Origin of the sequence: Archangium gephyra, assembly GCF_049060025.1 — a bacterium.
GTDB lineage: Bacteria > Myxococcota > Myxococcia > Myxococcales > Myxococcaceae > Archangium > Archangium gephyra_A.
The window spans coordinates 9,932,940-9,958,214 of the sequence record NZ_JBMEQQ010000002.1; the positions used below are offsets into that span (position 1 = coordinate 9,932,940).

The following is a 25,275-nucleotide window of genomic DNA, read 5'->3' on the forward strand; positions in this document are numbered from 1 at the left end:
AAACACCGGCCCCGTCACTGAAATTGCGGCGCCAGGTCCTCGAGCATGGCCTTGTAGATGCGGGGCCGCTCGGTCGAGAGGAACAGGTGGCTGCCCTGGAACATGCGCAACTGGAAGCGCGCGGTGGTCTGCAGGCGCCAGGAGTTGGCCTCCTCGTGGCTGACCTCGGGATCCTGCCAGGCGCCGAAGGAGGAGATGGGCACGTCCAGCGGAGGCTCGGGCGCGTACTGGTAGCTCTCGCCGACGAGCGCGTCCGTGCGCAGCGCGGGCAGCACGCCGAGCCGGAAGTCCTCGCTGTAGAGCACCTCCAGGGGCGTGCCGAACCGGGTGGCCACCTCCTTGAGGAACTCCTTGTCCGGCAGGTGGCTGAGGCGCGCCGGAGGGCCCTGCCGGATGTGCATCGCCGGGGAGGCCGAGAGGAAGAGGTGGGCCGGGAGCGGTCCCCCCTGGCGGCGCAACCAGCGCGCCAGCTCGAAGGCGGTGACGCCGCCGAAGCTGTGCCCGAAGAAGGCGAAGGGCATCTGCTTGACGAAGGGCAGCATCATGCCCGCCAGCTTGTCGAGCAGCTCGGGGAAGCGGGTGATGGGGGGCTCGGTCCGGCGGGTGGCGCGGCCCGGCAGCTCGATGGGGCAGACCTCGATGGAGGCGGGGAGCTGCCTGGCCCACAACCGGAAGACGGAGGCGTCACCTCCAGCGAAGTGGAAGCAGAACAGCCGCAGCTTCGCCTGGGGGCGCGGCTCGGGGCAGGTGACCCATCGGCGGTAGACGGGAGGGACGAGCATGGAGGGACGTTCATGCTGCGAAGGGTGGGCGGGCCACGTCAACCCCCCAGATACCTTCATCATGTGATACGGCGGCGCGCCTTCGCACGATGCGAGGGGGGCAACATCATGAAAATCGAACAGATCCTCGACAAAGAGAGGAAAGACCCGGAGTGCAAGGTATTCCCAGCCCGGCTTCGAGGCGCCGCACCCATGAATCGGCTCCTGACCGCGCTGTGCGCGCTCCTCCTGGCCGCCTGCAACCGATCCTCCCCGAACGTGCCCTCCGCGCCCGCGGCTCCGCCCGCTCCCGTGGTCCAGGACGCCGGTGTTGCCTCCGCGAGGGAGGCTCCGATGGATGCGGGCACCCCGGGCCCCAGCAGGGAGGATGCCGGAGCGGCCCGTTGCTCGGCGAGCACGCTGAGCCCCGAGCCGGTACCGGCCCAACCGCCATTGCCCGCCGTGGTGGATTCCATGCGCCGCCGCATCGTCGCCGCGGCGGTGGCGTGTGACTACGCGGCGCTGGCCGTGCTCGCCCGCGAGAAGGGCGAGGAGTTCAACTTCAGCTTCGGACCCGGAGAGGATCCAGCGGCCTATTGGCGCGAGCGGGAGCGCGAGGGCGATGCCGTGCTCGGGCGGTTGGTCCGGCTGCTCAACCTTCCGTACGCCAAGGACGGCACGCTCTACGTCTGGCCGTCCGTGTTCCGCATGGGCGCGAAGGCGGAGGACTGGAAGGCCCTCGAAGGGTTCTATCCTCCCGAGCAACTCGCCCAGTGGCGGAACCTGGAAGAAGGCTACCTGGGCCTGCGCACCGGCATCAGCGAGAACGGGGACTGGCTGTTCGCCGTCGCGGGGGACTGAGCACGGTGGCGCCGCATCCGGCGCTCAATCCCAGGCGGAGAGCCGGTCGAAGTCCTCGGACGTGTAGTGGATGCTGTCCAGCCCGTTGGTCAGCCATGCGCCCTTCAGGCCGAACCCGGCGCGCATGTTGCGCCAGGCGTGCACGTCCGTGAGGCTGGGGGCGAGCGCTCCGCCGATGTCATTGACCGAGTCCTCGGTGGTGTACATGCGGTCGCCCGGCTTCCGGTCGAACATGAAGGGGTGGTTGTGGAGGTGCGCCACGGGCTCGAAGCCGTTGGCCGCGTCCGCCGCCACCCGGTCACTCACCTCGTGACGCAACGGCCCGCCGACGCTGTCGCCTCCCGAGAGGTACACCCGCACCCGCCCGTGCCCACGCAGGATGTAGGCCCCGAATTCGGTGGGGTGCGCGAGCATGGGGTAGCGATGCGCCTGGCGCTGGAACAGCCGCCACTCCAGGCAGCTCGCCGGGCCCATCTTCCCCGCGCTCCCCTCCAGGACGCGCCCGGTGTTCTCCGCCTCGCGCTGCATGGGCTTGCCGGCCATCGCGGTATGGATGGCGTGCTGCCGCTCGAGCAGGAGGCGTTGCCGGAGGCCCTCCCCGCCGAGCCGGGCCATGAGCGCCGCCCGGTACTGCTCGCGCTCGGCGTCCATCGGGGCCGGCGCCCACCACGCGGGCGAGTCGGGCAGCTCGAAGAACTCATTCAGCTCGCCCGGTTTGGGGTTCGGCACCGGGATGAGCTCGGGTGGGGCGTCGAGCACGCAGGCCGGGGTCTCCCCCGGGACGGTGCCCGCTCGCGGGGCAGGACAGGCCGTGATCAGGACGGCGGCCAGAAGCCAGGGAATCACTCGCATGGACCACGATTCTAGCACCCGGGCCTGGCCGCTCTTCCTGGCGAGACCCTGGCTTACGGGTTGGTCACGCAGCCACAGCCGCACTCGTTGAAGAAGGCCGTCTCGCCCTCATTGCAGAAGAAGAGGATGGCGGGACACTCGTTCGGATCGCGCGAGACGTAGCGCCGGGTGGGATCCTTGTAGTCGCACTTCTTCTTCTCCGCGGACTGGCCGGTGTCCGGCTCCGCCTCGGTGGTCTCCCGCAGTTGCACGGTGGAGGTGTTGGGCTCGGAGGAGGTGTCCTCGGGCTGCGGACCGCAAGCCACGGTGAAGAGCATGCCAGTGATGACGAGCGCGCTGAGCGACAGACGAAGCTGAGACACGATGAGCTCCTTTGCTGGGTGTATGAACCAGGACCGGCCCGGTCCGAAGAAGGATTCGCACGGGGCCGTCCGTGCGCTCGTCTGCCTTTTCCCGCTTTCCAAAAGACGATGAATTGCCTGTCCATTGTGGGACGGGCAATCACTTGTCAGCGCTGCGCGGGATTTCGTGTTCTGGGGGGAGAGTGCGTCTCGGCCGCGGGTGCATTCCGCGGCGGCCGCGGCTTTTCCAGCCACCCCCCGCCGGAATTACCGGGGTGTGGGCTCTTGCGTGGGCACGGTGGCGGATTTCCCGGCGAGCCACGCATCCACGGAGTCGAGACCTGTGGTGGCGGGGGATGCGCGCTCCGCACGACTGAAGTGACGTGAAGGGCCGATGACTCACAGGGAGTCAGGGGGAGGGGAGAGCGGCTTCCGCCGCACCTGACCTGTCGCCCTGGCGCCAAGGTCGAGATCCTTGAATTGGGGGATGGCCCGGAAGGTTCCTGCTCCAGCCGGCCGTTTCAGCCGATTGCCCAGGAGGGCCTCCAGCTCCTCTCGTCGAACCTGCGCTTGAAGGCGTGGGGCCTGCCGCCGTAGCCGGCGATGCCCTGCAGCGGCCATGCATCGTGGACGTCCTCCACGACGTGAATGGGCTCGAATCCGTCTGTCTCGTCCGGTCCAGTCATTGTCTACTCCATCAGTCCTTCACCATCGTCAGCCTCCCTCGAGCCCCGACGTGTCCTCCTCGCGGTCAGCCGAGGTGGGCCACCTCCACGTCGAAGCGCTTCACCTTGCACGCCGTCAGGAGCCGGTACAGCCGCTGGGAGATGAGCAGCAGGGGAAGCGGGCGGTAGGGACCCAGGCGCTGGCCTACGGCCTGGCGCGTGCACAGCCAGTCCGATTCGCCCACGCTGGAGCGCTGGACGTGGACTTCGGAGAGGACGGTGAACCCCACGACGTGCCCCCGCGGGCAGCGGGCCTCGTCGGGCTGTGGGACGAAGAAGTCGGCGCCCACCCGGGTTTCGGGTGCCAGCTCCACCGGGCATTCGGGCACCAGGAGTTGGTGCCAGTGCGGGGTGGGCTTGCCCTGACGGCTCACCACGGGTCCCAGTTCGTAGCCACGGATGCCCGCGGCCTTCATCTGCTCGGCCAGCCGCGCCGACACCACGATTTCGCCCCCCAGGGTCTGGGCAATGTCCCTCTTGGGAATGCGCTTCAGCTCCAGGTGCAGGGGCCCGGCCTGCCTGGCACCGAAGCCACACTTCGGACAGGCCGTGGTTTCGTCATACATCGTGCCGCAGTCTTCGCCTGTGGGCTCGAAGAAGGGGCGCACGCGCAGCCAGAGGAGTTCCGCCTGTTTCAACTCCCTGGGGGTGTATTCGCGATGGATTTCCAAGTAGGTCAACATCGTCGAGCCACGCCGCTGCCATTCCTGCTCATGCTCTCTTATCTTCTCCAGGAGTGGGTCGTTCGTGGGAAGCACCAGATGCCGGGTCAATCCCATGTCTTCTCCCACTTCCGGAGGAAGGAAGGGCGCTGCATCGTCCGACGAGATATTGAGCTCAATGGTTTCTCGCATGGTCAGAAGTGCACTCCGGGGAGTGGGCATTTCGAGTAGACCAGCCTCATGAGTTTCAGGGCTTGTGTCAGGTTTGATGTGCCGAGCCCATAGCCACGATTCTTCCGGAATTCATTGGTGATGAGCTGATGATAGGCGGGGTCCAGGAGGACGGTGGGGCCGTTGTCCGGGCCGCCGAGGTAGCGGGGGTGTACGTGATGCTTTTGCTTGGGGCCGCCAGCCAGGTGGGGAAAAGCCTTGCGCGCCTCCTGCATTCCCTTGTCGTACAGGGCGCGTGCCGCATTCGGATCGAGCGGTGGTGGCGCGGACATCAGGACAAGGGCGCCCACGCCGCTGCCCAGTACGGCGGTCATCGTCCCCAGCGGCACAGCCACTTCTTCCACTACCAACAGCCCCTGGGCACCCAGCCGCAACACGGGCAGCCGCACCCCAAAGCCGCCCATGCGCACGCCCGTCCCCGCCGCTCCTCCCGCCAGCATGAGCAGGTGTGTGGACAACCGGGAGGCCTCCCGGACCTGCTCTCGCAGCGGCCTGTCACGGTAGTGGGCGAAGTACTCGGGGGAGGACTCGATGAGGGTGGCCACGGTGGTGGGGAGCTGGCGCAGGCCCTCCAGGGTGCCGTCCACGTCCGTCAGGCCGACGGCCAGGGCGAGTGCTGTTTCCGCGAAGGCTTCCGCGGCACCGTCCAGCGCTGTGTTGACGAGGTCCTTGTCCAGACCCAGCTCGCCCAGGGGAATATCGCTGGAGAGCCGGAAGCTCATCGTCCAGCGGGTAGAAGATGCCACCACGAGACAGGTAGAGGCGGCCGACGACGAAGTTTCCGGCCATGAGGGCGCCATCCCGCAGCGCCACCTGGCCCATGCGCTGGGAGGGCTGGCCGTTGGAGGCGGAGGCGAGATAGCCGTCGGGCCGCATGACGACGAGGGCGAGGAACCGCTCGCACAGGGAGCGCAGCTCGGAGGCGGGCAACCGCCGGCCCTGCGACAGGGCGTGGCGCGACAGCCAGGCGAGGGCGGTGCGTGGGGCGAAGGTGCGAAGTGACAGCGGCGCCCTGGCGAGCCAGGACCACAGGGCAAGGGCCTGCTGGGGCTGGAGGGAGTGATTCGTGGCCAGACGCAGGTGCTCGTCCACCTGTGCGGACTGCTGCAACAAGGCACAGGTGTCCTGCTCCCGGGGAATGAGTGGGCGGTAGTCCTCCCACCAGGGGCGGACGGAGGGAATGAGTTCCGCGGGGGAGGAGGACAGCCGCCAGGCACTCGGTGGGTGCGGACGTGCATGCTCCGGGCGCCAGTGCGGAGCCGTGGCACAGCCGGCCAGCAGGGCGCAGGCGGCCAGCAACAGGGCCGCTACCCGGGAACGAGGGGAGTTCGTCATGTCATGGATCGATACTGTATTGGAGCTGAGTTGGTCAGGCGATCAGAGGAGATTTGCCACCTCCACGTCGAAGCGCTTCACCTTGCACGCCGTCAGGAGCTGGTACAGCCGCTGGGAGATGAGCAGCAGGGGAAGCGGACGGTAGGGACCCAGGCGCTGGCCCACCGCCTGGCGCGTGCACAACCAGTCCGACTCGCCCACGCTGGAGCGCTGGACATGAACCTCGGAGAGGACGTCGAACCCCACCACGTGCCCCGCAGGGCAGCGGGCCTCATCTGGCTGTGGGACGAAGAAGTCGGCGCCCACCCGGGTTTCGGGCGCCAGCTCCACCGCGCACTCGGACAGCAGGAGCTGGTACCAGTGTGGGGTCGGCTTGCCCTGGTGGCTCACCACGGGCCCCAGTTCGTAGCCACGGATGCCCGCGGCCTTCATCTCCTCGGCCAACCGTGCCGACACCACGATTTCTCCACCCAAGGTCCGGGCGATGTCTCTCCTGGGTATCCGCTTCAACTCCAGATGCAGGGGCCCTACCTGCCTGGCTCCAGAACCACACTTCGGACAAGCCTTCGTTTCGTCATACACCGTGCCGCAGTCTTCACCTGTTGGTTCGAAGAAGGGGCGCACTTTGAGCCAGAGGAGCCTGGCCTCCTTCAGCTCCTTTTGCGTGTATTTCCTGTGGATTTCCCAGTAGGTGACCACGACTGAGTCTTGCCTGCGCTTCTCTTGCTCATGCTGGCGTATCCGCTCGACGAGTGGGTCGTCCAACTCGAGCAAGACCCGGCGTGACAAGCCTTCCTCCTGACCTACGTCAGGAGGAAGAAACCGTTTCGCCTCGTCCGCGAAGAGCCGTACCTCGATGAGTTCCCGCATGATCAAAAATGAATCCCGGGGAGAGGGTATCTGGCGTAGACCTTCTTCATGATTTCCAAAACGACGTTGAGTCGTGGCGGTTTGCTTCCATAACCCGCCAGACGCCGGAACTCATTGGTGATGAGTTGATGATAGGCGGGGTCCAGGTCCACGGTGGGGCCGTTGTCCGGGCCGCCGAGGTAGCGGGGGTGGAGGTGATGTTTCTGCTTGGGACCGCCGGTCAGGTGGGGAAAGGCCTTGCGCGCCTCCTGCATTCCCTTGTCATACAGGGCGCGCGCCGCATCCGGGTCGACCTGTGGTGGCGCGGACATCAGGACGAGGGCGCCCGCGCCGCTGCCCAGCGCGGCGGTCACCGTCCCCAGCGGCACGGCCACTTCTTCCACTACCAACAGCCCCTGGGCACCCAGCCGCAATACTGGCAGCCGCACCCCAAAGCCAGCCATGCGCACGCCCGTCCCCGCCGCTCCTCCCGCCAGCATGAGCAGGTGTGTGGACAACCGGGAGGCCTCCCGGACCTGCTCTCGCAGCGGCCTGTCGCGGTAGTGGGCGAAGTACTCGGGGGAGGACTCGATGAGGGTGGCGACGGTGGTGGGGAGCTGGCGCAGGCCCTCCAGGGTGCCGTCCACGTCCGTCAGGCCGACGGCCAGGGCGAGTGCTGTTTCCGCGAAGGCTTCCGCGGCACCGTCCAGCGCCGTGTTGACGAGGTCCTTGTCCAGACCCAGCTCGCCCAGGGGAATGTCACTGGAGAGCCGGAAGCTCATCGTCCAGCGGGTAGAAGATGCCACCACGAGACAGGTAGAGGCGGCCGACGACGAAGTTTCCGGCCATGAGGGCGCCATCCCGCAGCGCCACCTGGCCCATGCGCTGGGAGGGCTGGCCGTTGGAGGCGGAGGCGAGATAGCCGTCGGGCCGCATGACGACGAGGGCGAGGAACCGCTCGCACAGGGGGCGCAGCTCGGAGGCGGGCAACCGCCGGCCCTGCGACAGGACGTGGCGCGACAGCCAGGCGAGGGCGGTGCGTGGGGCGAAGGTGCGAAGTGACAGCGGCGCCCTGGCGAGCCAGGACCACAGGGCAAGGGCCTGCTGGGGTTGGAGGGAGTGATTCGTGGCCAGACGCAGGTGCTCGTCCACCTGTGCGGACTGCTGCAACAAGGCACAGGTGTCCTGCTCCCGGGGAATGAGCGGGCGGTAGTCCTCCCACCAGGGGGGGACGGGGGGGCTGAGTTCCGCGGGGGAGGAGGACAGCCGCCAGGCGCCCGGCGGATGCGGACGTGCATGCTCCGAGCGCCAGTGCGGAGCCGTGGCACAGCCGGCCAGCAGGGCGCAGGCGGCCAGGGCCAGCAGGGTCGCTGCCATGCCTCGGCGGGAGCGGGGGGCGTACGACATGCCTTGGAGCTATACACACCCAGCGAGCCGGAGGCGATGTCCGTCAGTCTTCCACGACCACCGTCACCGGCTGGCTGATCTGACGGCGGTGCACCATGGCCGCGGTGATGACGTGCTGCCCGGGCCGCAGGCTCCAGCGGAACTCGTGCGGGTAGCTCACCTCGGCCACCGGCACGCCGTCCACCATCCAGACAATGGGCTCCGTGCTCGGTGTCACGTCCGCCGCCAGCCGCAGCGTCGACGCCGACGCCGGCGTGTCCGGGTCGTACAGCAGCCGCACCGTGCCCCTCGGCTCGCGGATGGCCACCTTCGGCTCCAACTCCTCGGGCCGGCTCGGACAGAGCGGGCTCTCCCTCAGCGGCGCGATGTCCAGATGCTGCCGCCGTGCCCACTGCTCGTACTCCTCCGGCAGCGCCAGCATCACCCTCGTCACTACCTCGCGCTCGGGGCAGGTGGCAGTCGCCCTCAATCCGTTGCGCCGGTCCAGCCGGACCTTCGCGTGAAAAGGGCAGCTCTCCGTGGGGGCGGTGCCCGCGACGAACCACTCGCTCTTGCGGTGGGGGCACTCCGGCCCGGCCAGCCGGCCCGACAGCGGGCACACGTCCAGGGCCAGTGCCCCCGTGGGTGGCGGGAAGGCATCGAGCACCGTCCGGTACGGACGCCACTCCGGCATCACCGCGTCGAAAATCTCGTGCACCGCGTTGGCCGCGCCGAGCAGCCCGCCCACGCCATTCATCCGCCGCCAGTCGTGGTTTCCCACCCAGACGGCCACGAGCAGCCGGTCGCTGAAGGCCATGGCCCAGGCATCGCGGTAGCCCTGGCTGGTGCCCGTCTTCACCGCCACCGCGTACGGGTAGTCCAGCGCGCTGCCCACGGGGAACGAGGGCCGCCGCGCCAGCGGATCCGCGAGCATGTGGCGCACCAGTTGCGCCGACTCGCGCGTCATCAACCGGCGCGAGGGCGCCACGGGCTCGTCGGTGAAGCGCCGCAGCGAGCGCGTCTCCCCCTCGTGGGCGAGCACCAGGTACAGTTCCGACAGCTCCTCCAGCGTGACGTGCAGGTTGCCCACCGCCAGTCCCAGCCCGTAGCGGTCCGGCTCGTAGGAGATGCCCCCCACGCCCGCCTTCTCGAGGAAGCGCAGCGCGGGCTCCACGCCCACCTGCTCCAGCACGCGCAGGGCGGGGATGTTGCGCGAGTTGCCCAGCGCCTCGCGCAGCAGCATGGGTCCGAGGAAGGAGTGGTTGATGTTCTCCGGCAGGTAGGAGCGGCCGTTCTCCACCCGCACGTCCATGGGTGTATCCGCCAGCTCGGTGGCGGCGGTGACGATGCCCTTCTCCAGCGCCAGCCCGTAGAGGAAGGGCTTGAGCGTGGAGCCCGGCGAGCGCCGTTGCTTCACGAAGTCGATGGCGCCCCGGTGCTCCTGGTTGAAGAAGTCGCGCGAGCCCACGTACGCGAGGATGTCGCCCGTCTCCGTGTCCACCACCAGCGCGGCGGTATTGCCCGCTCCCGCGCCGTCGAGCCGGTTCAGGTTCCGCTGGAGGATGTGGGCCACCTTCGACTGCACCTCCAGGTCCAGTGTGGCCGTGGAGATGGGCACGTGCCGCGCACGGGCCAGCACGCTCCATTCCAGTACCGCGTGCAGGGCCTCGGGCATGCGCTGGGGCCGGGGCACGAGGCCCAGGTCCGCCTGGAGCGATTGCTGCAATTCCTCCCGGGACAGGGCGCCCTGGGCGTGCAGCGCCCGGAGGATGCGGTGGCTGCGTTTACGGGCGCGGCGCAGGCCGTCCTCGGTGTACGGGTTCATCCGCCCGGGGAGCTGCGGCAGGCCCGCGAGGAAGGCCGCCTGCGCCCAGGACAGGTCCTCCACCGGCTTGTCGAAGTAGAGCCGCGCCGCGCGTCCCACCCCGTGCACCCGGTTGCCGTACGGGGCGATGGCCAGATACTGGCGGAGCACCTTCTCGTGGCCGTGCCCGTGCACGAGCAGCAGCGCCTCCACCGCCTCGCGCACCTTGCGCCACGCGGTGCGTCCCCCGGGCGTCTGCATCCGCGCCACCTGCATGGCCAGCGTGGACGCCCCCGAGATGACGCGCAGGTTGCGCACGTTCTGCACCAGCGCCCGCCCCACCGACGGCAGGTACACGCCCGGGTGCTCGTAGAAGTGCCGGTCCTCGGTGATGAGCGTGGCCTGGACGATGCGCTCGGGCAGCACGTAGGGCACCGGCCAGTAGCCGAGCTCCCCGCCCGAGCCGGGCACCTCGCCCAGGTACGCGCCCCGCCGGTCCAGCACGAGGCGCGAGGGCTCGTAGCCGAGCAGCCCGTCCTGGAGGCTGGAGGCGAACCACACCCCCGCCCCCAGCAGCACCAGGGCGAGCACCGCCGCCCGGCGTGTCCGGCTACTTCTCATGCTCTCCCTTCACGACGATGCGCAGGCCCTCGCCGCGGCCACGCACCGACTCGCGGTACATCAGCTCGGCCCAGGGGGCCGGGTGCACGAAGGAGCCCTCGGTGGCGGCGCGCACCCGGAAGTGGAAGGTGTGCGTGCCGCGCGGCATCTCCAGGAAGTAGTAGCGCACCTCGTTGTCCAGCCGCTGCACATAGGCCGGGCGGAGCGAGTCCGCCTGCGACGGCTTCGCGTCCGAGGACGCGTTCGCCAGCTCCGGGTTGAGCGGCTCCAGGCCCGCCGCGAAGGGCACCACCAGCGCCACGTGGACGCGCTTCTCCTCGGTGACGATGCGCGCGTGCAACTCCAGGATGTCGCCCACCTTCAACTCCTTCACCTCGCCCGAGGCGTCGTCGAAGCGTGTCTCCTCGGAGCCGTCCGCGTGCAGCCAGGTGGCGCCGCGCGAGACGATGAAGCCCTGCTTGAGCGGCGTCACCTTGTCTCCCGGCGTGGCCGGGATGTACCGGGCCTCCGCGCGCATGCCCACGGGCCCGCCCTTCACGGTGGCGGAGAGCTGCGCGTCATTGGCCACCTCGGCGCGGGCCGTCTTCGTGTCCTTGCCCACCTTGAGCACGGCGCCCGAGGAGAGCGTCAGGGTGGTGTCCGGCACCGCGGGCTTCGCCTTCGCCAGGTACAGCGCCAGCGCGCCGATGGCCCGGCGGTTCTCGAAGGTGCTGCCAAAGCCCGTCTCCGCGCTCGCGTAGGACAGGAGCGCGTCGCGCAACTGCTCGAGCCGCGGGTCCTCCGGGGACAGCAACACCAGCGCCTCGAAGACGGCCGCCACGCTGGCGGGCCGCGAGCCGAGGTAGCCGTAGTACCCCCACGCGTCGCGGCGCCACTTGAGGCCCTCGAAGACGGGTTTGCCCTTGTTCAGCTTGATGATGACGCTGTCCCACAGCTCGTTGCGCAGCGCCTCCAGGTTGGTGCGGTACACCGCGGGCTGGGTGTTCATGGTGGCGGCGAGGTCCGCCAGGCTCTGGATGTCCAGGCGATCGCGGAGCTGGAAGAGGTCGATGAGGTAGTGCTGATCCAGCGAGCCCACGCGGGTGAGGGCGCGCAGCGCCGCCGTCTGCTGGTTGTAGCGCCACTCCTGCACCAGGCCCGGGTAGGTGCTGCGCAGCACGCGCTTGAGGCCCTCCACCGCACGCGTCTGCAGCTTCTCGTCCACCTTCAGGCCCGCGCGCCGCGCCCAGTCCAGGAACTCCACCGCCAGCGCCGTCACCTGCACGTCGCCCGGTCCTCCCGGCCAGAAGGCCAGCAGGCCCTGGTCATCCTGGTAGAGCGACATCTCCTCCTGGAGGCGCTGCACGTTCCCGTTGATCTGCTTGCCGAAGGGCGTGCGGATCCCCAGCTCACGCAGCACCCCCGCCTGCGCCACGTCCGGGTAGAGCTGCGACAGCTTCTGCTCGAGGCAGCCGTGCGGGTACTCGGCCAGGTACTCCAGGCCGGAGATCATCTCCAGCACGCCCGGGATGGAGGTGATGAACACCTCCTGCGAGGCGGTGCCCGGACGCGCCGGCTCGGGCAGGGGCTTGAGCGTGGCCGTGCCCGCCTTCAGCGTTTCGAAGTACGCGAAGTGCTCCACCGTGCGGTCCGGCAGCACGGGCAGTTGCACCTCGAAGGCGTCTCCGGCCTTGTCCGCCTTGCGCTCGATGTCCACGCGCACCTTCAGGGACTGCGGCTCGGACACGTCCGCGTTCCGCACGGTGATGGGGGTGACGAAGCTCATGGCCCGGTTGGCCTGCAGCTCCACGCTCTGGTTCAGCGGCTGCACGTCCGCCGGGCCCGACACCCGCACCTGCACCGAGCCGGGTCCACCGCTGCCCTCCACCACGCGGCCCACCGCGCCGCCCCAGAAGCGGTCTCCCTGGCGCACGAAGCGCGGGAGCTGCGGCTGCACCAGCACCGGCAGCCGCACGCGCAGCACCGTCTGCTTGTAGCCGAAGCGCTGCAGCCCGGAGATGGCCACCGCGCGCACGCGGAAGTTGGTGAGGTCGTCCGACAGCGGCACCTGCACCGTCAGCTTCCCGGACGCCGGCACCTGCAACGTGGCCTGGTAGTACGGCACCGTCTGGAAGTTCTTGCGCACCACGCGCTTGCTTCCGCCTTCCAGCTCCTCCTCGCTGCCGTCACCGCCGGGCGTCTCCTCCTGCTCAAAGAGCTTGCCCACCAGGCTGTTGCGCGTGTCCCTCAGCGTGGTGCCGCGCGTGTTCTCCCGGATGAGCTCGTCGAGCGGGTTGAGCGTCCCCTCCGGTGCCAGCGACAGCACGGCCTCGTCCACCAGCCACAGCGTCACCTCTCCGGCCAGCGGCTTGCCCTGGTCGTCCTTGAGCGTCAGCTCCACAGGGATGGTGGCCCCGGGGCGCGCCGTCTCGGGGTGCTTGAGCTCCACCGAGACCTGGTTGCGCACCGGCTCCACCTTCACGTCCACCGAGGCCCCGAGCGTCTGCGGCCGGTAGCGCGAGTCGTCCTTGTCCCCCTCGCCGAGCCGTCCCCGCATCAGCAGCACGTGCACCGGAATGTTGGGGACGTGCTGGGCCCGGATGGCCAGCTCGTGCACCGCCTTGCCGCCGGATACCTCGTGCCAGGTGTAGGTGTTGCCGCCCGGCTCCTCCACCACCACCAGCGCACGGCCCTCCTGGAAGGGGCTCTGGAGGATGAGGCGCGCCGTCTCGCCCGGCTTGTACGAGTTCTTGTCCGGGGTGAGCCCGAACACGCCCTGGCGCGACTTCTGCCAAGCGATGGGCGTCTGGCCTCCCACGTACAGGTCCGCCGAGAGCGTCTGCACGCGTCCCAGCTTGTCGCGTGCCACCAGCTCCACCACGTACACGCCCGCCTCCTTCAGCTCGAAGGCCGGGGACACGGGCTTGTCCTCCGTGGTGGTGATCGTCTTCTCCGCGAGCTTCACGTCCTCCTGCTCGGTGACGTAGCGGGCCTCGCCGGTGGCGAAGTGCGTCTCCCGGAGCTGGCTGTGCCAGATGCGCTTGTAGAGGCGCACCAGCACCTCCTGGCCCTTCACCAGCTTGTCGTTGACGCCCACGGCGATGACGTCCGGCGTGAGCGTGAAGGGCTTGTCCGAGTAGCGCGGCAGCTTCAGGCCCAGCACGAAGGGCGGCAGGGCCTTCACGTCCTGCGCCGCGGAGACGGGCTGGTTGTCCGCGCCGGTGACGGTGGCCTCGAAACGGTAGATGCGCGCCGAGCCGTCCAGATCCAGCGCCGGGTTGACGCTCATCTCATCCGCGCCGTTGTCGTCCAGCGTCGCGTTGCGCGTCATCGCCTCGGGGGCGCGGCTCTGCCCCTCGCGGGCGAACTGGGTGCTGGAGGCGAAGAGGAAGCCCTCGCGCCCCTTGGGCACGTAGTAGTAGGGGCGGCGCGTGACGGTCCACGCGATGGGCTGTCCGGCCACGTTGCCGCCCGCGTAGTAGCGCGCCACCGCCTTCACCTTGAAGGGCGCGTCCAGCCGCACCGTGGCGGGGCTGGAGAGCTGCACCTCGAAGGTGGGCAGGCGGTAGGCCTCCACCTGGAACTTCCGGCGCGCGAGCGTCTGCCCCGTGCGCACCTCCTCGAGCACCGCGTAGTACTCGCCGGTGGGCGCGTCCTTCTCCTGGAACTCGGCGGAGAAGCCATACAGCGCGGTGAAGGCCAGTGGCAGCTTCCACGTCTGCTCGCCCGGACCCTGCACGGTCAGCGAGTACTTCCCCGCGCTCCCGGGGGCCTCGAAGTCTCCGCCCACCTCGTTGCGCAGGAAGCCCTTGAGGTAGACCTTCTCTCCCGGCCGGTAGATGGGGCGCTCGGTGAAGAGGAAGCCGCGCAGCCCGTCATTCGGCGGCGGCGGCGTCTGCTGCGACAGCCACTCCAGCCAGCCCGAGGACGGCGACCAGTGGTTGTTGGCGAAGGACGCCGGGGCCTCGCGCGGATCCAACACGAGGATGTCCTCGCCGTTGCGCACGGTGACGCGCTGGATCTGCACCCAGTTCGGCTGCGGGCCGAGCGTCGCCCGGCCGCTACCGTCCGTGGTGAGCTCGTGCGTGAAGGGCTCCTGGAGGAACGAGCCCTTGTGCTTCGGATCCGGCACGCGGTGCTGGCCCTCGAGCACGATGCGCGCGCCGCGGACCTCCTGGGCCCCGTCCAGCGTGCGCACGAAGAAGACGGCCTTGTCCCGCTCCTCCACCGTGCTCAGCGACAGGTTGGTGACCTGGACGCGGACATAGGAACGCTCGGGCGCGCCGGTGAGCCGCCGCAGGCCGACGAGATACGTGCCGGGCCTCACCTTGCCCACCACCGGGTTGAGCAGGGGCGCCAGGTCCAGGCCGAAGGTGGTGGTGCCGCCGCGCTTCGGTAGGGGCAGGTCCACCAGCGTGGAGACGAGTGGCGAGCCCAGCAGCCGGATGTGTGCCGTCAGCTCGTCCTCGCCGATGTAACCGGGCGTGGGCTTCACCTGGGGCTCCTCGCCGGGGAAGGGCGGGGCGCTCTGCTCGTTGACCACGATGGGGCGGTTGGGGAAGGGCCACAGGCCGGGGTGCAGCGGATCCACCCGGTAGATGCGCACGTCCGCGCGCGCGTCACCGTAGCCCTGCAGCGGCAGCATGCGCGGGCCCTTGGCCTCCATCACCGCCGTGCCCTGCATCCAGCGCAGGAAGGGCTGCTTGAAGTCCAGGTGGAAGAAGACCTGGAGCTCGCCCGGGTCCCTCAGCGGCCGGCCGCTGTCGTCGCGGAGGGGCGCCGCGCCGATGCGCATGCGGTACAGCGTGTCCGGGACGAACTTGCCGCGCAGCGCCACGCGGCTGCCGTACGCCTGATAGTGCAGGTCCGGCACCGCGGGCTCCAGCCGCACCAGCTTCTTGAGCGTGGTGAGCGAGAGGCCCTCCACCGGCGCGGAGAAGACGAGCTGCGGCAGGTCTCCCTGGTTGCCGCACGCGAGCGCCATGTCCCGGGGCGTCGAGGCCCCACCCGTCAGGGAGAACTGGCTCCGGCCGCACTGCACCTGCTGGAGGTGGAAGGCCGGCCGCGTGGACAGCCGCCCCACCCACAGCACCTTGTCCTCGTCGCCCAGCGCGAGGCTGACGTTGACGCGCAGTTGCTTGCCCTCGGGCACGTCCTCCTCGAGGGTGATGGCGTAGACGGCCTGCTCGCGCTGGCTGCCGCGCGGAAGCTGCGACAGCGTCCAGTCCTTCAGCACCCGCGTGGGTGAGTCCGCCAGGCCCGGCAGGTCTCGCACCTCCAGCCGGAGCATCTTGCGCAGCGAGTCGAGCGGCAGCGCCTGCGGGAAGGTGAGCGTGAGGGTGCGGAAGGGCCTCAGGTCCGTGCTGTCGGGCTGCGGCGACATCGCCGAGGGCGCCGACATCATCGTGGTGAGAATCTTCCGCGAGCCGCCCGCCTCGAAGGAGAAGCGCGCCAGCGCGGGCCAGGGCTCGGCGGGGCGGAACTGGAGCGTCTTGCGGTCCGCCCAGAACCACTGGCCGGGCCACGAGGGCACCACCTTGAGCAGCTTCGCGCCATCATCGGCGCTCTGCTTGCCGGGCCCCGCGTTGTCGGGGAAGTAGACGGTGACCGGGTCGAAGCCGCGCAGGAACTGGTCGGGGAGGATCTTCGTCCCCCCGCCTTCGGGGCGCTGGCTCTCGTCGGCCGGACGGTACTCCTGCGCCCGGGCGGGAACGGCCGCGAGCACCAGGAGCAGGCAGAGAAGGGAGTTCACGAGGCGCATCACGGGTTCTCTCCGATGCGATTGAAGAAGTCGCGCAGGTACTCCTCGGGGACGCCGGTCTTCGCACCGGCGAGGCCCACGAGGACGGGCTTGAAGGGGAGGGGACGCTCCAGCGTGCTGGGCGCGTGGATGGCGAGCAGCCAGGTGCCCTTCTCCAGGGCGAGGAACTGCTGACAGCCCTCGCCGAGCACGCGCTGGGAGACGTCGAGCACGGTGCACTGGAGCACCTCGGCGGGCACCTGCAGCCCCAGGCCGATGTTGCCGGCCGAGGCGGTGTCGAAGCGGAAGTAGTGTGTCTGGCCCGGGGCCACCCAGCCCTCGGCCTTGGCCACGCCCTCGGCCAGCTCCTTCACCGGCTCGTGCGTCCAGGTGACGTTGCCGGAGAGGGGCTGGCCGGCGAAGCCTCGCACCGCCAGCCGGTAGGTGCCGGCCGCGAGCAACCGGTCGAAGGAGCAGCCGCGCTCCAGGCCCGCCACCACGAGCACGGTGTTGTCCCGGGTGAGGCCGCAGACGCCCGAGTCACTCCGGAGGTGGACGACGGCGTCGGCGGGTACGGTGAGGGTGCGCTCCACCACCTCGCCCGAGAGGCGCAGGGCCTTCGCGGCGGGCAGCAACTCGGGCACCTTGCCCTTGGGCGCCGGGGGCAGCAGGGCCAGGCCGAGCCCGTCCGGCTCCGCGAGCACCGCGCGCACACCGCCCGGGTTCGTCTCCAGCAGGAGCTGGCCGCGGCGGCCGGGGGCCACCTGGAAGCTCGCAGCCCTCCAGCCGCGTCCCGTCGTCGAGCGACGCCACGCACCGCTCCGCGCCCGTCACCCGCAGCAGCCGCGGGCTTTGCGAGGTACCAAAGGACAGCACCTGTTGGCCGGGCACGCGGGAGGTGGCCTCGAACAGGGTCGCGAGGGGCACGGCCGGCTTCGCCGCCTCCACCGAGAGCACCTCCGTCTGTACGCGGGACTCGGCCGGGGACCAGAGGAACACCGCGCCGCCCGTGCCGCTCAGGATGCAGCGGGAGAGCGCGTCGCCGGGCGGGCACAAATCCACCGCCGCGCCCTTGTCATCCACCAGCACGGCCCAGGCCTCCCGGGGGAGCGAGAGCTGCACGCGCGTGGGCTCGCCGGGCATCACCATGCGGAGGGCGGGCCCACCGCTCCACGTGAGGTCCTGCAGTCCGGGCGTCAGCGGCACGGAGGAGGTGGGCACCGGGAAGGAGCGCCGCTGGACGGAGGCCTCGCCCTTCTCGGCCACGGGCGTCCACCAGCGCGCGAGCGACTCCTCGGTGGGGCCGGTGGCCGCGTAGCACACGGAGCTCCGCTGCTGGGCCACGCCCCCGTCCAGCCGGCACGCCGGGTAGGCGGAGTCCCCGAAGGGCACGCTCACCCGCATCAGGTGCAGGGCCTGCTGCTTCGAGCGCTGGCGCAGCAGCGCGATGTCCCGGCTCAGCGGGGCGCGCTGCTCCTTGGCGTCCTCCAGCGTGTCCACGCGCTCGGAGAGGGACAGCTTCGTCTCGGCGGTGGCGCCGGGCACGCCGAACACCCAGTCACCGGCCTCCAGCGAGGCCTCGGGGCCACACGGGTTCAGGGGGCCCTGCCGGGAGGCGGGCAGGCAGTAGACGCCGCTGCCCGTCTCGTAGCGGCCGGGCCTCGGCAGTTGCGCGCTCGTGGCCTCGCCCGCCGGAATCCTCCCGCCGGAGAAGGGACGCAGGGGCCGCGCCGCCACGCTGGTGCTCACCTTGGTGGGCTGGCCCAGCGTCCAGACGCGCACGCGCCAGGGCGAGGTGCCCGGCTTCAGCAGCATCGAGCACTCGCGCACGTCCATGCCCCGCGACACCACCGCGCCGCGCTCGTCCTCCAGGGCGCAGGAGAAGGCCGTCTTCGCACGCAGCACCACCTGCTGCAGCGTGTCCGCGGGCACGGGCGGCAGCGTGGCGCGCACCACGCCGTTGCCCACCTCCAGCGTGCCGCCCTCGGCGAGCACTCCGGCATCGGACACCGTGGCCAGCTCCACCGACACGCGCGAGGGGCCCGGCTGCTGCGTCTGGCTCTCCAGCACCAGCGAGTAGCTGCCCGCGGGGAGCGGCTCGGCGATGGCGCAGTTCCAATCCGCGCCGTGGTCCGCGCTCTCCACCACGAGCCGTCCCGCGCCGTCGAAGAGGCGGCAGCGCACGTCCGTGCTACCGCGCGTGAAGAGGCGCAGCGTGCCGTCCACGGGCAGCACCAGCGGGAGCCGGCCGGGCACGTTCACGTCCTTCACCATGGGGGGCGCGAGCACCTCGGTGCTCAGGTACAGCGTGTAGGAGATGGCCACGTCCCCGCGGCTGTGCTCGGCCACCAGCGTGTAGCGCCCGGGCTCGAGCTGGATGGACTGGCCCTCGGGAGGCGGCGCGTTCGGCGCGGGCAGCGGCGCCACGGGCGGGGGCGGAATACTCTCGTCCTCGCTCGGCGCGGCGGGGGCCTCCTCTCCCTCGGAATACTCCGGGGTCTCCGCCGGGTACTCCTCTCCCTCGGAATACTCGGGGGACTCACCCTCGGGCGAAGGCTCTGGCTCCGGGGCGGGCGGCGGCGTGTACGTGCTCTGTGGGGCGATGACCTCCACGGGCCTGCGCGCACCGTCCGCACCCGCGACGTAGAGCCGCCCCTGCATGCCGTGGGAGAGGGAGAAGGACACGGCCATGCGCGCCGGCACCTCGAAGGTGAACTCGTCCTTGCCGTCCTTGCCGAGGTCCGCCCGGTACCACTGGTTGTAGCGCACCGGGTGCGCCTTGTTGCCCTTGAGCACCACCGGGGGCTGGATGCGCTCCAGCGCGGTGCGGCGCATGGACTCCACCGTCAGCGGCAGTTGCGTCCACAGGTACGTGCCCTTCGCCAGCCGCATCGACTGCTCGCAGGGCGTGGGCACCGTCACCACCGGCCAACCCTGGGGATCATCCAGGCGGCACTGGAGCCGCGCACCCAGCGCGGCGGTGGACAGGGTGTAGTCCGCGCCGCGCGGCACCGTGAGCCGCTGCTGGATGAGGTCGCCCGCTTCGACGCGGAAGAACGCCTCGCCATCGGCGCGCACGGCCTCGGCCGCCTTCACGTCGCGCCGCTCCAGCAGCACGGCGCCGCGGCCCTTGCTCTGATTCACCGTCCTCGCGGTGAGCAGGTAGCGGCCGGGCCGCAGGTAGGTGGACACGAGGCAGTTGCGCCCCCGTCCTCCCCCCTGGGCGCTGCCCACCTGGGGCACCACCGGCGTGCGGATGCTGCACTCGGTGGCCAGCAGGCCCTGCGTCGTCACGTGGTAGAGGCCCTCCTTCTTCACGTCGAAGGTGAGCGAGTGCGACTGCCCGCGATCGAAGTCGAACCAGGCGGGCTGGGAGGGTTGCAGCGAGGGCAGGGGAGGGAAGATGGGCGTGTACGCGCTCAGCGGCGGCGGAGGCGGTGGCGGCGGCGCGGGCCGGTGCACCATCAGGTTGAGGGAGCCGTTCCCCGGCTGCGACAGCGTGAGCGTGCCTCCCGAGGACGGAAGCTGGCAGCGTCCCTCCCGCGCCTCCACCCGGGTGCCGCCCAGGGCGCACGTGAAGGGCTCGCCACCGGCCGAGCGCACCTCGGCGGCGCCTCCCGTGTCCAGGGGCAGCTCGAGCGGCTGGGGACCCTCGAGCACCACCGGCAGGGGCTCGGCGAGGGCGAGCGGCAGCGGGCGCAGCACGAGGCCCCGCATGGAGCCGCCCGTGCTCCGGTTGGCGACGATGCGGTAGGTGTAGCCCTTCTGCAGCTTCACGCCCTTCATCAGGCACGAGGTGCGGGTGGGCGTGTCCTGCTGGGGCTCACGGCCCTCGGGGGCAAGCGTGAGGCGCTCGATGCCCTCGGTGCCGCCGTACAGCTTCAGCTCGTACACCCCGGGCCCGGCCGTGTGGGTGATGCGGCACGTCTGCCCCTTGGGGTTGGACTCCGTGATGCGCATGCGCCTGGGGCCGTCCACCTGGTACAGCTCGCAGCGGCCCTTGCGGTCCCCGCTGGTGGAGAAGACGTAGCGCCCGGAGCGCGTCACCTCGAACCAGACGGTGGCGTTCGAGCCGTTGTAGTTGAAGGCCCGGCGGAACGCGCGCTCGGGGCCCACCTGCGGCACATCGAACTGCGTGGGCACCCAGTCGCGGCCGGACGTCGTCTCCAGCATGCACCCCAGGGGCGCGCTGTCCGGATCCAGGGGCACCTCATGCAGGCCCACCAGGAACTCGCCGGTGGAGGGCGCCTCGAAATACGGCGTCAGCCCGCCCTGGCCGTAGGTGCCGTCCAGGAAGCGCTCCCGCGTGGGGAGGCGGGCCCATTGCAGCGTCAGCCGCGTCCCGGGTTCGCCCCGGAGGAGGGCCACGTGACGGCTCGCGTCCGCTCCCCCCACCACCGCGCTGCACTGCGGGACGAGCGCCTTGCCCTGAATCTGGCAGCTCGCCTCCACGCCCGAGGTGACGTTGCTGGCACCCTCGGCGTCCAGCCCGTGGAGGCTCACCCGGCTGGAGGACTGCGCGGCGCTGTCGCGCGAGAGGAAGATGGCGCTGGGCCCCGAGGGCAGCTCCACCGCGTGCATGCCCCAGGGCGGAAGGGTGACGGTGAGCGAGCGCTCCGCGGGCGCCTTCGGGAAGCCGTAGGCCACCGAGAGGGTGTTGTCCTCCTGGCCCTCGGTCCACTGTTTCGGGGCCGTGCCGTAGGCGGTGAGCAGGTAGTTGCCCGGGTCGAGCGTGGTCTCCAGCCACCACTCGTATTGCGGCTGCCCCGCGCGCGGTTGCGTGGAGACGTCCTTCACCTCGACGGGCTCCAGCCACGCGCCGTTGCGCCACAGCCGCACGTCCCCGGCGGTGCGGCCGGACACCCGCAGGGTGACGGGCTGGCGCTTGTCGAGCGAGAGCCAGTAGGAGGCCTGGTGGCGCGGGGCGAGCACCTGGCGCACCTCGCGCTCCGGCAGCAGCCGCACCGGGTGGGCGTTGTCCTCCGTGTAGGCCACCGCCTTGAGGTCCACCTTCCCCTGGGTGCCCTTGCCCTTCGTCCTCGAGGCCAGGCGCAGCTTGTAGGTGCCCGCGTCCAACAGGAGATCCAACTCGCAGTTGGCGCTCCCCGCGGCGCCGCTCTGGGCGAAGGGGCCGCGCACGTGGTCGACGATCTCGCAGGAGGTCCCGGAGGGCGTGCGCGCGGTGATGGCCACGCGCGAGGCGCGGTCGAGCGTGACGAGGGCCTCCTGGTTGCCCTTCGCCGGCACGGAGGCGGGCGAGAGGCTGACGGCGTTGAGCAGCAGGAGGGTGAGTGACAGCGGTGAGAGGAGCATGAGGCCCTCTGGGGGAGGTGCCGCACAGGGGGTGCGGCCGGGCGCTCCTCTCATACCAGCAATCGGCGGGCCACCCCATAGGCGCTCCCCGGGCCTCGGGGTTCACGCGGGGTGTGTCCGCGTGCCCGCGCGGGCGTGTCCCCGGGCCCGCGCTAGTGGACGGCGGGCGGGTGCTCCGCGGCGTCCATGTCCCTGGCCTGGCCGCGCGAGGGCAGCCGGACGATGAAGCACGCGCCCTCGCCCAGACGGCTCTCGATGGAGATGCTGCCCCCGTGCGCCTCCACCACGCGCCGGACGATCCACAGCCCCACCCCGTACCCGGTGACGCCCCGGTCGAGCCTCACGCGCTCGAAGCGGTCGAAGAGCCGCGCCTGGTCCTCGGGCGCGACGCCCACGCCCTGGTCCCGGACCTCGAGCCTGGCCGTGAGACCGTCCGTGGACACCGTGATGTCCACGGGCTGCCCCTTCCCGTACTTCACGGCGTTGGAGAGCAGGTTGTCGACGACCTGTTCGAGCCGCAGGCTGTCCCACCTTCCCTCGACCGGGCCTTCCGCGTGGACCCGCACCTGCACGCCGGACTGACGCAGTTCCTCGTCGAGCGTGGCCATGGCGCCGCGCACCACCTCGACGAGGTCCACCCGCTGGCGCTTGAGCTCGAGCCGGCCCGCCGTCATCTGGCTGATGTCCAGCAGGGCATCCATCATGTGGAGCATCCGGTCCGTCTGCCGCTCCATCGACTCCACCCGGGAAGCCAGCTTCTCCGTGGAGCGCTGCCCGTCGCTGCCCGGCTGCAGGTTCCTGCGCACGGCCTGCAACTGCAGGCGCAGCGAGGTCAGCGGCGAGCGCAGGTCGTGCGACGCCATGGAGAGGAACTCGTCGCGGGCCTTGAGCGCCTCCTGCGCCTCGCGAAACAGCCGCGCGTTGTCCACCGCCAGGGCCGCCCTGCGCGCGAACTCCTCGGCGAGCGCGAGCTCTCCCGGCCCATAGCTCCTGCCCCGCGTCACCGACACGAAGGTGATGGCGCCGAAGGTGCCGCCGCGGGCCTTGAGCGGCACGCACATGTAGGAGCGTGCCCCCAGCGCCATGAAGCGCTCCGGAGTGTCCACCCCGAGCGCGGACCGCACCCAGGCGGCCTCGAGCGAGATGTGCAGGCCGAGGGCCTCCTCCGTCGTGAAACCCTTGAGGCGCTCGGCGCCGAGATTCCAGTTGCTCACCCGCCCATCCACCGACAAGGGGAAGACGGAGTAGTCCTGCAGGCTGTCGATGAGGAGCCGGAAGCGCTCCTCGTCCTCGCTCAGCGCGACCTTGGACCGCGGTTCGCTCTTCCGCTCGTCCTCCTCGGACATGTGGGCTCCCCTGGATTGCGACATTCCGTCCCCTCAAGCTAAGCCCGCCGCCTGCGCACGATGACCCCGTCCTCCCTCGCCAGGGAGAAGCTGGGGGGCTCGCTTCCCTCTCAGGTGGGGAGGCGGGCAGGCCGGAGTCGCACGGGGAAGGAGTGCCCGTCCGGCGGACAGCCCGGCACCCGTCAATCCGGGATATCCTCGCCCGCGGCCCCCCCATGTCCCTCTACGCCTTCACCCTCTTTCTTGGTGCCTTCCTCCTCTTCGGCGTGCAGCCGCTGGCCGGGAAGTACGCGCTGCCCTGGTTCGGCGGCACACCGGCCGTGTGGACGACGTGCATGCTCTTCTTCCAGGCCGTGTTGCTGGGCGGCTACGCCTATTCGCATGCCAGCATCCGGCGGCTGACGCCGAGGCGGCAGGCGCGGGTGCACCTGGGGCTGCTGGGGCTGACGGTGGCGGTGCTGGTGGGGCGCGCGTTGTGGGCGGGCTCGCCGGTGGCCCCCGGGCCGGAGTGGCGTCCCCCGGCGGATGGCATCTCCACCCCGCGGCTGCTGGTGATGCTCGCGGCCACCCTGGGGCTGCCCTTCTTCACGCTGTCCACCACCGCGCCCCTGCTGCAGAGCTGGTTCAGCCGGGTGCGGCCGGGCGTCTCGCCCTACCGGCTCTATGCCCTCTCCAACGCGGGCTCGCTGCTGTCGCTGCTGGCCTACCCCTTCCTCGTCGAGCCCTGGCTGGGGCGCGGCGTGCAGGCGTGGGGGTGGGGCGCGGGCTTCCTCGTCTTCGCCGTGAGCTGCGCGGCGTGTGCCCGGGGGGTGATGCGCCAGGAGGACGCACCGGTGGCCGGAAATGTCCCGGAGGCGGACGGCGGGCCAGCGCCGGGCGTGGGGCGCACCCTGGCGTGGCTGGGGCTGAGCGCGGGCGCCTCGGTGCTGCTGCTGGGCGCGACGAATCAGCTCTCGCAGGACGTGGCGGCCGGGCCCTTCGTCTGGGTGCTGCCGCTGGCCCTCTATCTCCTCACCTTCATCATCGCCTTCGAGCGCGAGGCGCTCTACTCGCGCCCCCTCACCGCGCTGCTGTTGCTGCTCGCGGTGGGTGGCGTGACGCGTGCCACCCTGCTCGGGCCCCACGTCCCGCTGCTCCAGTTGCTGCTCGTGCACGCGGGGGCCCTCTTCGCCGGCGCTCTCTTGTGCCACGGCGAGCTGTACCGGCTGCGGCCCTCGCCGCGCTACCTCAGCACCTTCTACCTCTGGGTGTCCGCGGGCGGTGTGGCCGGGGGGCTCTTCGTCCACCTGCTGGCCCCGCGCCTCTTCCGCTCGTATGCGGAGTACCCGCTCATGCTCGGGGTCTGCTGTCTGCTGGCGGTGCTCCTCCTGCTGCGCCAGCCCCTGGCCACCACGCGGGCCCGCACCGTGCTGAGCGGCGTCTGCGCCCTGCTGTTGCTGATCGTCGCGGGCAGCCTCGGCCTGGCGGTGGTGGAGACCCGCCGCTCGCTCGAGTCGTCGCGCAACTTCTTCGGCGTGCTGCGCGTGGGGGAGGTGGAGGCCCGGGACTCGGAGGCGCATGCCTTCATGCTGGTCCACGGCAACGTGCTGCACGGCTACCAGTACACCCGGCCCGAGCGGCGCTCCTGGCCCACCAGCTACTTCACGCCCGGCGGCGGACTGGGGCTGGCGCTCACCGAGCAGCGGCGGCTCCGGGAGACGCGGGGACTGCCGCCCACGTTGCGCGTGGGGGTGCTGGGCCTCGGGGTGGGGACGACGGCGGCGATGGCGCGCGCCGGGGACGTCTTTCGCTTCTACGAAATCAATCCCCAGGTCATCGCCCTGGCCCAGGGCGCGGGCGGCTACTTCTCCTTCCTGAGCGACTCGCCGGCGCGGGTGGAGGTGGTGGAGGGGGACGCGCGCATCATGCTCGAGCAGGAGTTGTCGCGGGGCGAGCCGCAGGGCTTCGACGTACTCGCGCTGGACGTCTTCAGCTCGGACTCCATCCCGGTGCACCTCTTCACCGAGGAGGCGGTGGACGTCTACCGGCGGCACCTGGCGCCCGGGGGCGTGTTGGCGCTGCACCTGAGCAGCGTGCACCTGGATCTGCTGCCCCTGGCCCTGGCGCATGCCCGGACCTTCGGCCTGCACGCCATGGGGGTAGAGTCCGAGTCGGAGGGCAGCCGCCTCGCCAGCCTCTGGGTGATGCTGAGCCTGGAGCCGGGTTTCTCCCGGGGGGAGACCTTCGCGCGCCAGAGCGGGAAGGCGTTCCGGCTGGGGCTCTCCGGGCCACCGCGCGTGCGCTGGACGGACGAGCGCAGCAGCGTGCTGCCGCTGATGGCGGCCTTTGGCGTGGACCACCGCGACATCCTCCAGGAGCAGGTGGAGTCCGCCGCGGTGGCGGTGCCCTCCGGTCCCTGAGGCGCGGAGGGGCCTTCCTGCCCGGCTGCCAGGCGGCATGGAGGGCGGGCGCGAGTCCCGTCGTTGCGCT

At 70.7% G+C, this 25,275-nt stretch carries 15 protein-coding genes; 2 read left to right on the forward strand and 13 right to left on the reverse strand.

Annotated features, from left to right (window positions below):
* Positions 1–14 precede the first annotated feature (14 nt).
* Complete coding sequence (locus ACN28I_RS43445; RefSeq protein WP_420947747.1) at positions 15–782, reverse strand: thioesterase II family protein; 768 nt, start codon at positions 780–782, stop codon at positions 15–17.
* Between the two features lie 192 nt (positions 783–974).
* On the opposite strand from ACN28I_RS43445, the gene ACN28I_RS43450 reads away from it, so the two are divergent.
* Entirely contained in the window at positions 975–1,622 is a 648-nt protein-coding gene (locus tag ACN28I_RS43450) for a hypothetical protein (protein ID WP_420947748.1), read from the forward strand.
* 24 nt (positions 1,623–1,646) lie between these two features.
* On the opposite strand, the gene ACN28I_RS43455 is transcribed toward ACN28I_RS43450, so the two are convergent.
* The 12 genes from ACN28I_RS43455 to ACN28I_RS43510 all read right to left on the reverse strand — a co-directional run bounded on the left by ACN28I_RS43455 (position 1,647) and on the right by ACN28I_RS43510 (position 22,806).
* On the reverse strand, positions 1,647–2,381 hold the full coding sequence (locus tag ACN28I_RS43455; protein ID WP_420947749.1) for a hypothetical protein: 735 nt from the start codon (positions 2,379–2,381) through the stop codon (positions 1,647–1,649).
* Between the two features lie 146 nt (positions 2,382–2,527).
* Complete coding sequence (locus ACN28I_RS43460) at positions 2,528–2,836, reverse strand: hypothetical protein (RefSeq protein ID WP_420947750.1); 309 nt, start codon at positions 2,834–2,836, stop codon at positions 2,528–2,530.
* Positions 2,837–3,336: 500 nt separating this feature from the next.
* On the reverse strand, positions 3,337–3,501 hold the full coding sequence (locus ACN28I_RS43465) for a hypothetical protein (protein WP_420947751.1): 165 nt from the start codon (positions 3,499–3,501) through the stop codon (positions 3,337–3,339).
* A gap of 65 nt (positions 3,502–3,566) precedes the next feature.
* Positions 3,567–4,223 (reverse strand): hypothetical protein, encoded by a 657-nt coding sequence (locus ACN28I_RS43470; RefSeq protein WP_420947752.1) that lies wholly within the window; start codon positions 4,221–4,223, stop codon positions 3,567–3,569.
* A gap of 173 nt (positions 4,224–4,396) precedes the next feature.
* The gene (locus ACN28I_RS43475) at positions 4,397–5,179 is read right to left on the reverse strand and encodes a hypothetical protein (protein WP_420947753.1); all 783 of its coding nucleotides are present in this window, start codon (positions 5,177–5,179) and stop codon (positions 4,397–4,399) included.
* Between the two features lie 631 nt (positions 5,180–5,810).
* Positions 5,811–6,224, reverse strand: a complete 414-nt coding sequence (locus ACN28I_RS43480) for a hypothetical protein (RefSeq protein ID WP_420947754.1) — start codon at positions 6,222–6,224, stop codon at positions 5,811–5,813.
* Positions 6,225–6,640: 416 nt separating this feature from the next.
* The gene (locus ACN28I_RS43485) at positions 6,641–7,399 is read right to left on the reverse strand and encodes a hypothetical protein (RefSeq protein ID WP_420947755.1); all 759 of its coding nucleotides are present in this window, start codon (positions 7,397–7,399) and stop codon (positions 6,641–6,643) included.
* The gene (locus ACN28I_RS43490) at positions 7,377–7,994 is read right to left on the reverse strand and encodes a hypothetical protein (protein WP_420947756.1); all 618 of its coding nucleotides are present in this window, start codon (positions 7,992–7,994) and stop codon (positions 7,377–7,379) included. Before ACN28I_RS43490 ends, ACN28I_RS43485 begins: the two co-directional genes overlap by 23 nt.
* A 73-nt stretch (positions 7,995–8,067) precedes the next feature.
* The gene (gene pbpC / locus ACN28I_RS43495; RefSeq protein WP_420947757.1) at positions 8,068–10,428 is read right to left on the reverse strand and encodes a penicillin-binding protein 1C; all 2,361 of its coding nucleotides are present in this window, start codon (positions 10,426–10,428) and stop codon (positions 8,068–8,070) included.
* Positions 10,418–16,168, reverse strand: coding sequence for an alpha-2-macroglobulin (locus ACN28I_RS43500; protein WP_420948829.1), 5,751 nt, complete (start codon positions 16,166–16,168; stop codon positions 10,418–10,420). Before ACN28I_RS43500 ends, pbpC begins: the two co-directional genes overlap by 11 nt.
* 519 nt (positions 16,169–16,687) lie before the next feature.
* Positions 16,688–21,460, reverse strand: coding sequence for a hypothetical protein (locus ACN28I_RS43505; RefSeq protein ID WP_420947758.1), 4,773 nt, complete (start codon positions 21,458–21,460; stop codon positions 16,688–16,690).
* 152 nt (positions 21,461–21,612) lie between these two features.
* Positions 21,613–22,806, reverse strand: a complete 1,194-nt coding sequence (locus ACN28I_RS43510) for an ATP-binding protein (protein ID WP_420947759.1) — start codon at positions 22,804–22,806, stop codon at positions 21,613–21,615.
* Positions 22,807–23,021: 215 nt separating this feature from the next.
* Between ACN28I_RS43510 and ACN28I_RS43515 the strand changes: the two genes are divergently transcribed.
* Complete coding sequence (locus ACN28I_RS43515) at positions 23,022–25,205, forward strand: spermidine synthase (protein ID WP_420947760.1); 2,184 nt, start codon at positions 23,022–23,024, stop codon at positions 25,203–25,205.
* The last annotated feature ends 70 nt before the right edge of the window (positions 25,206–25,275 follow it).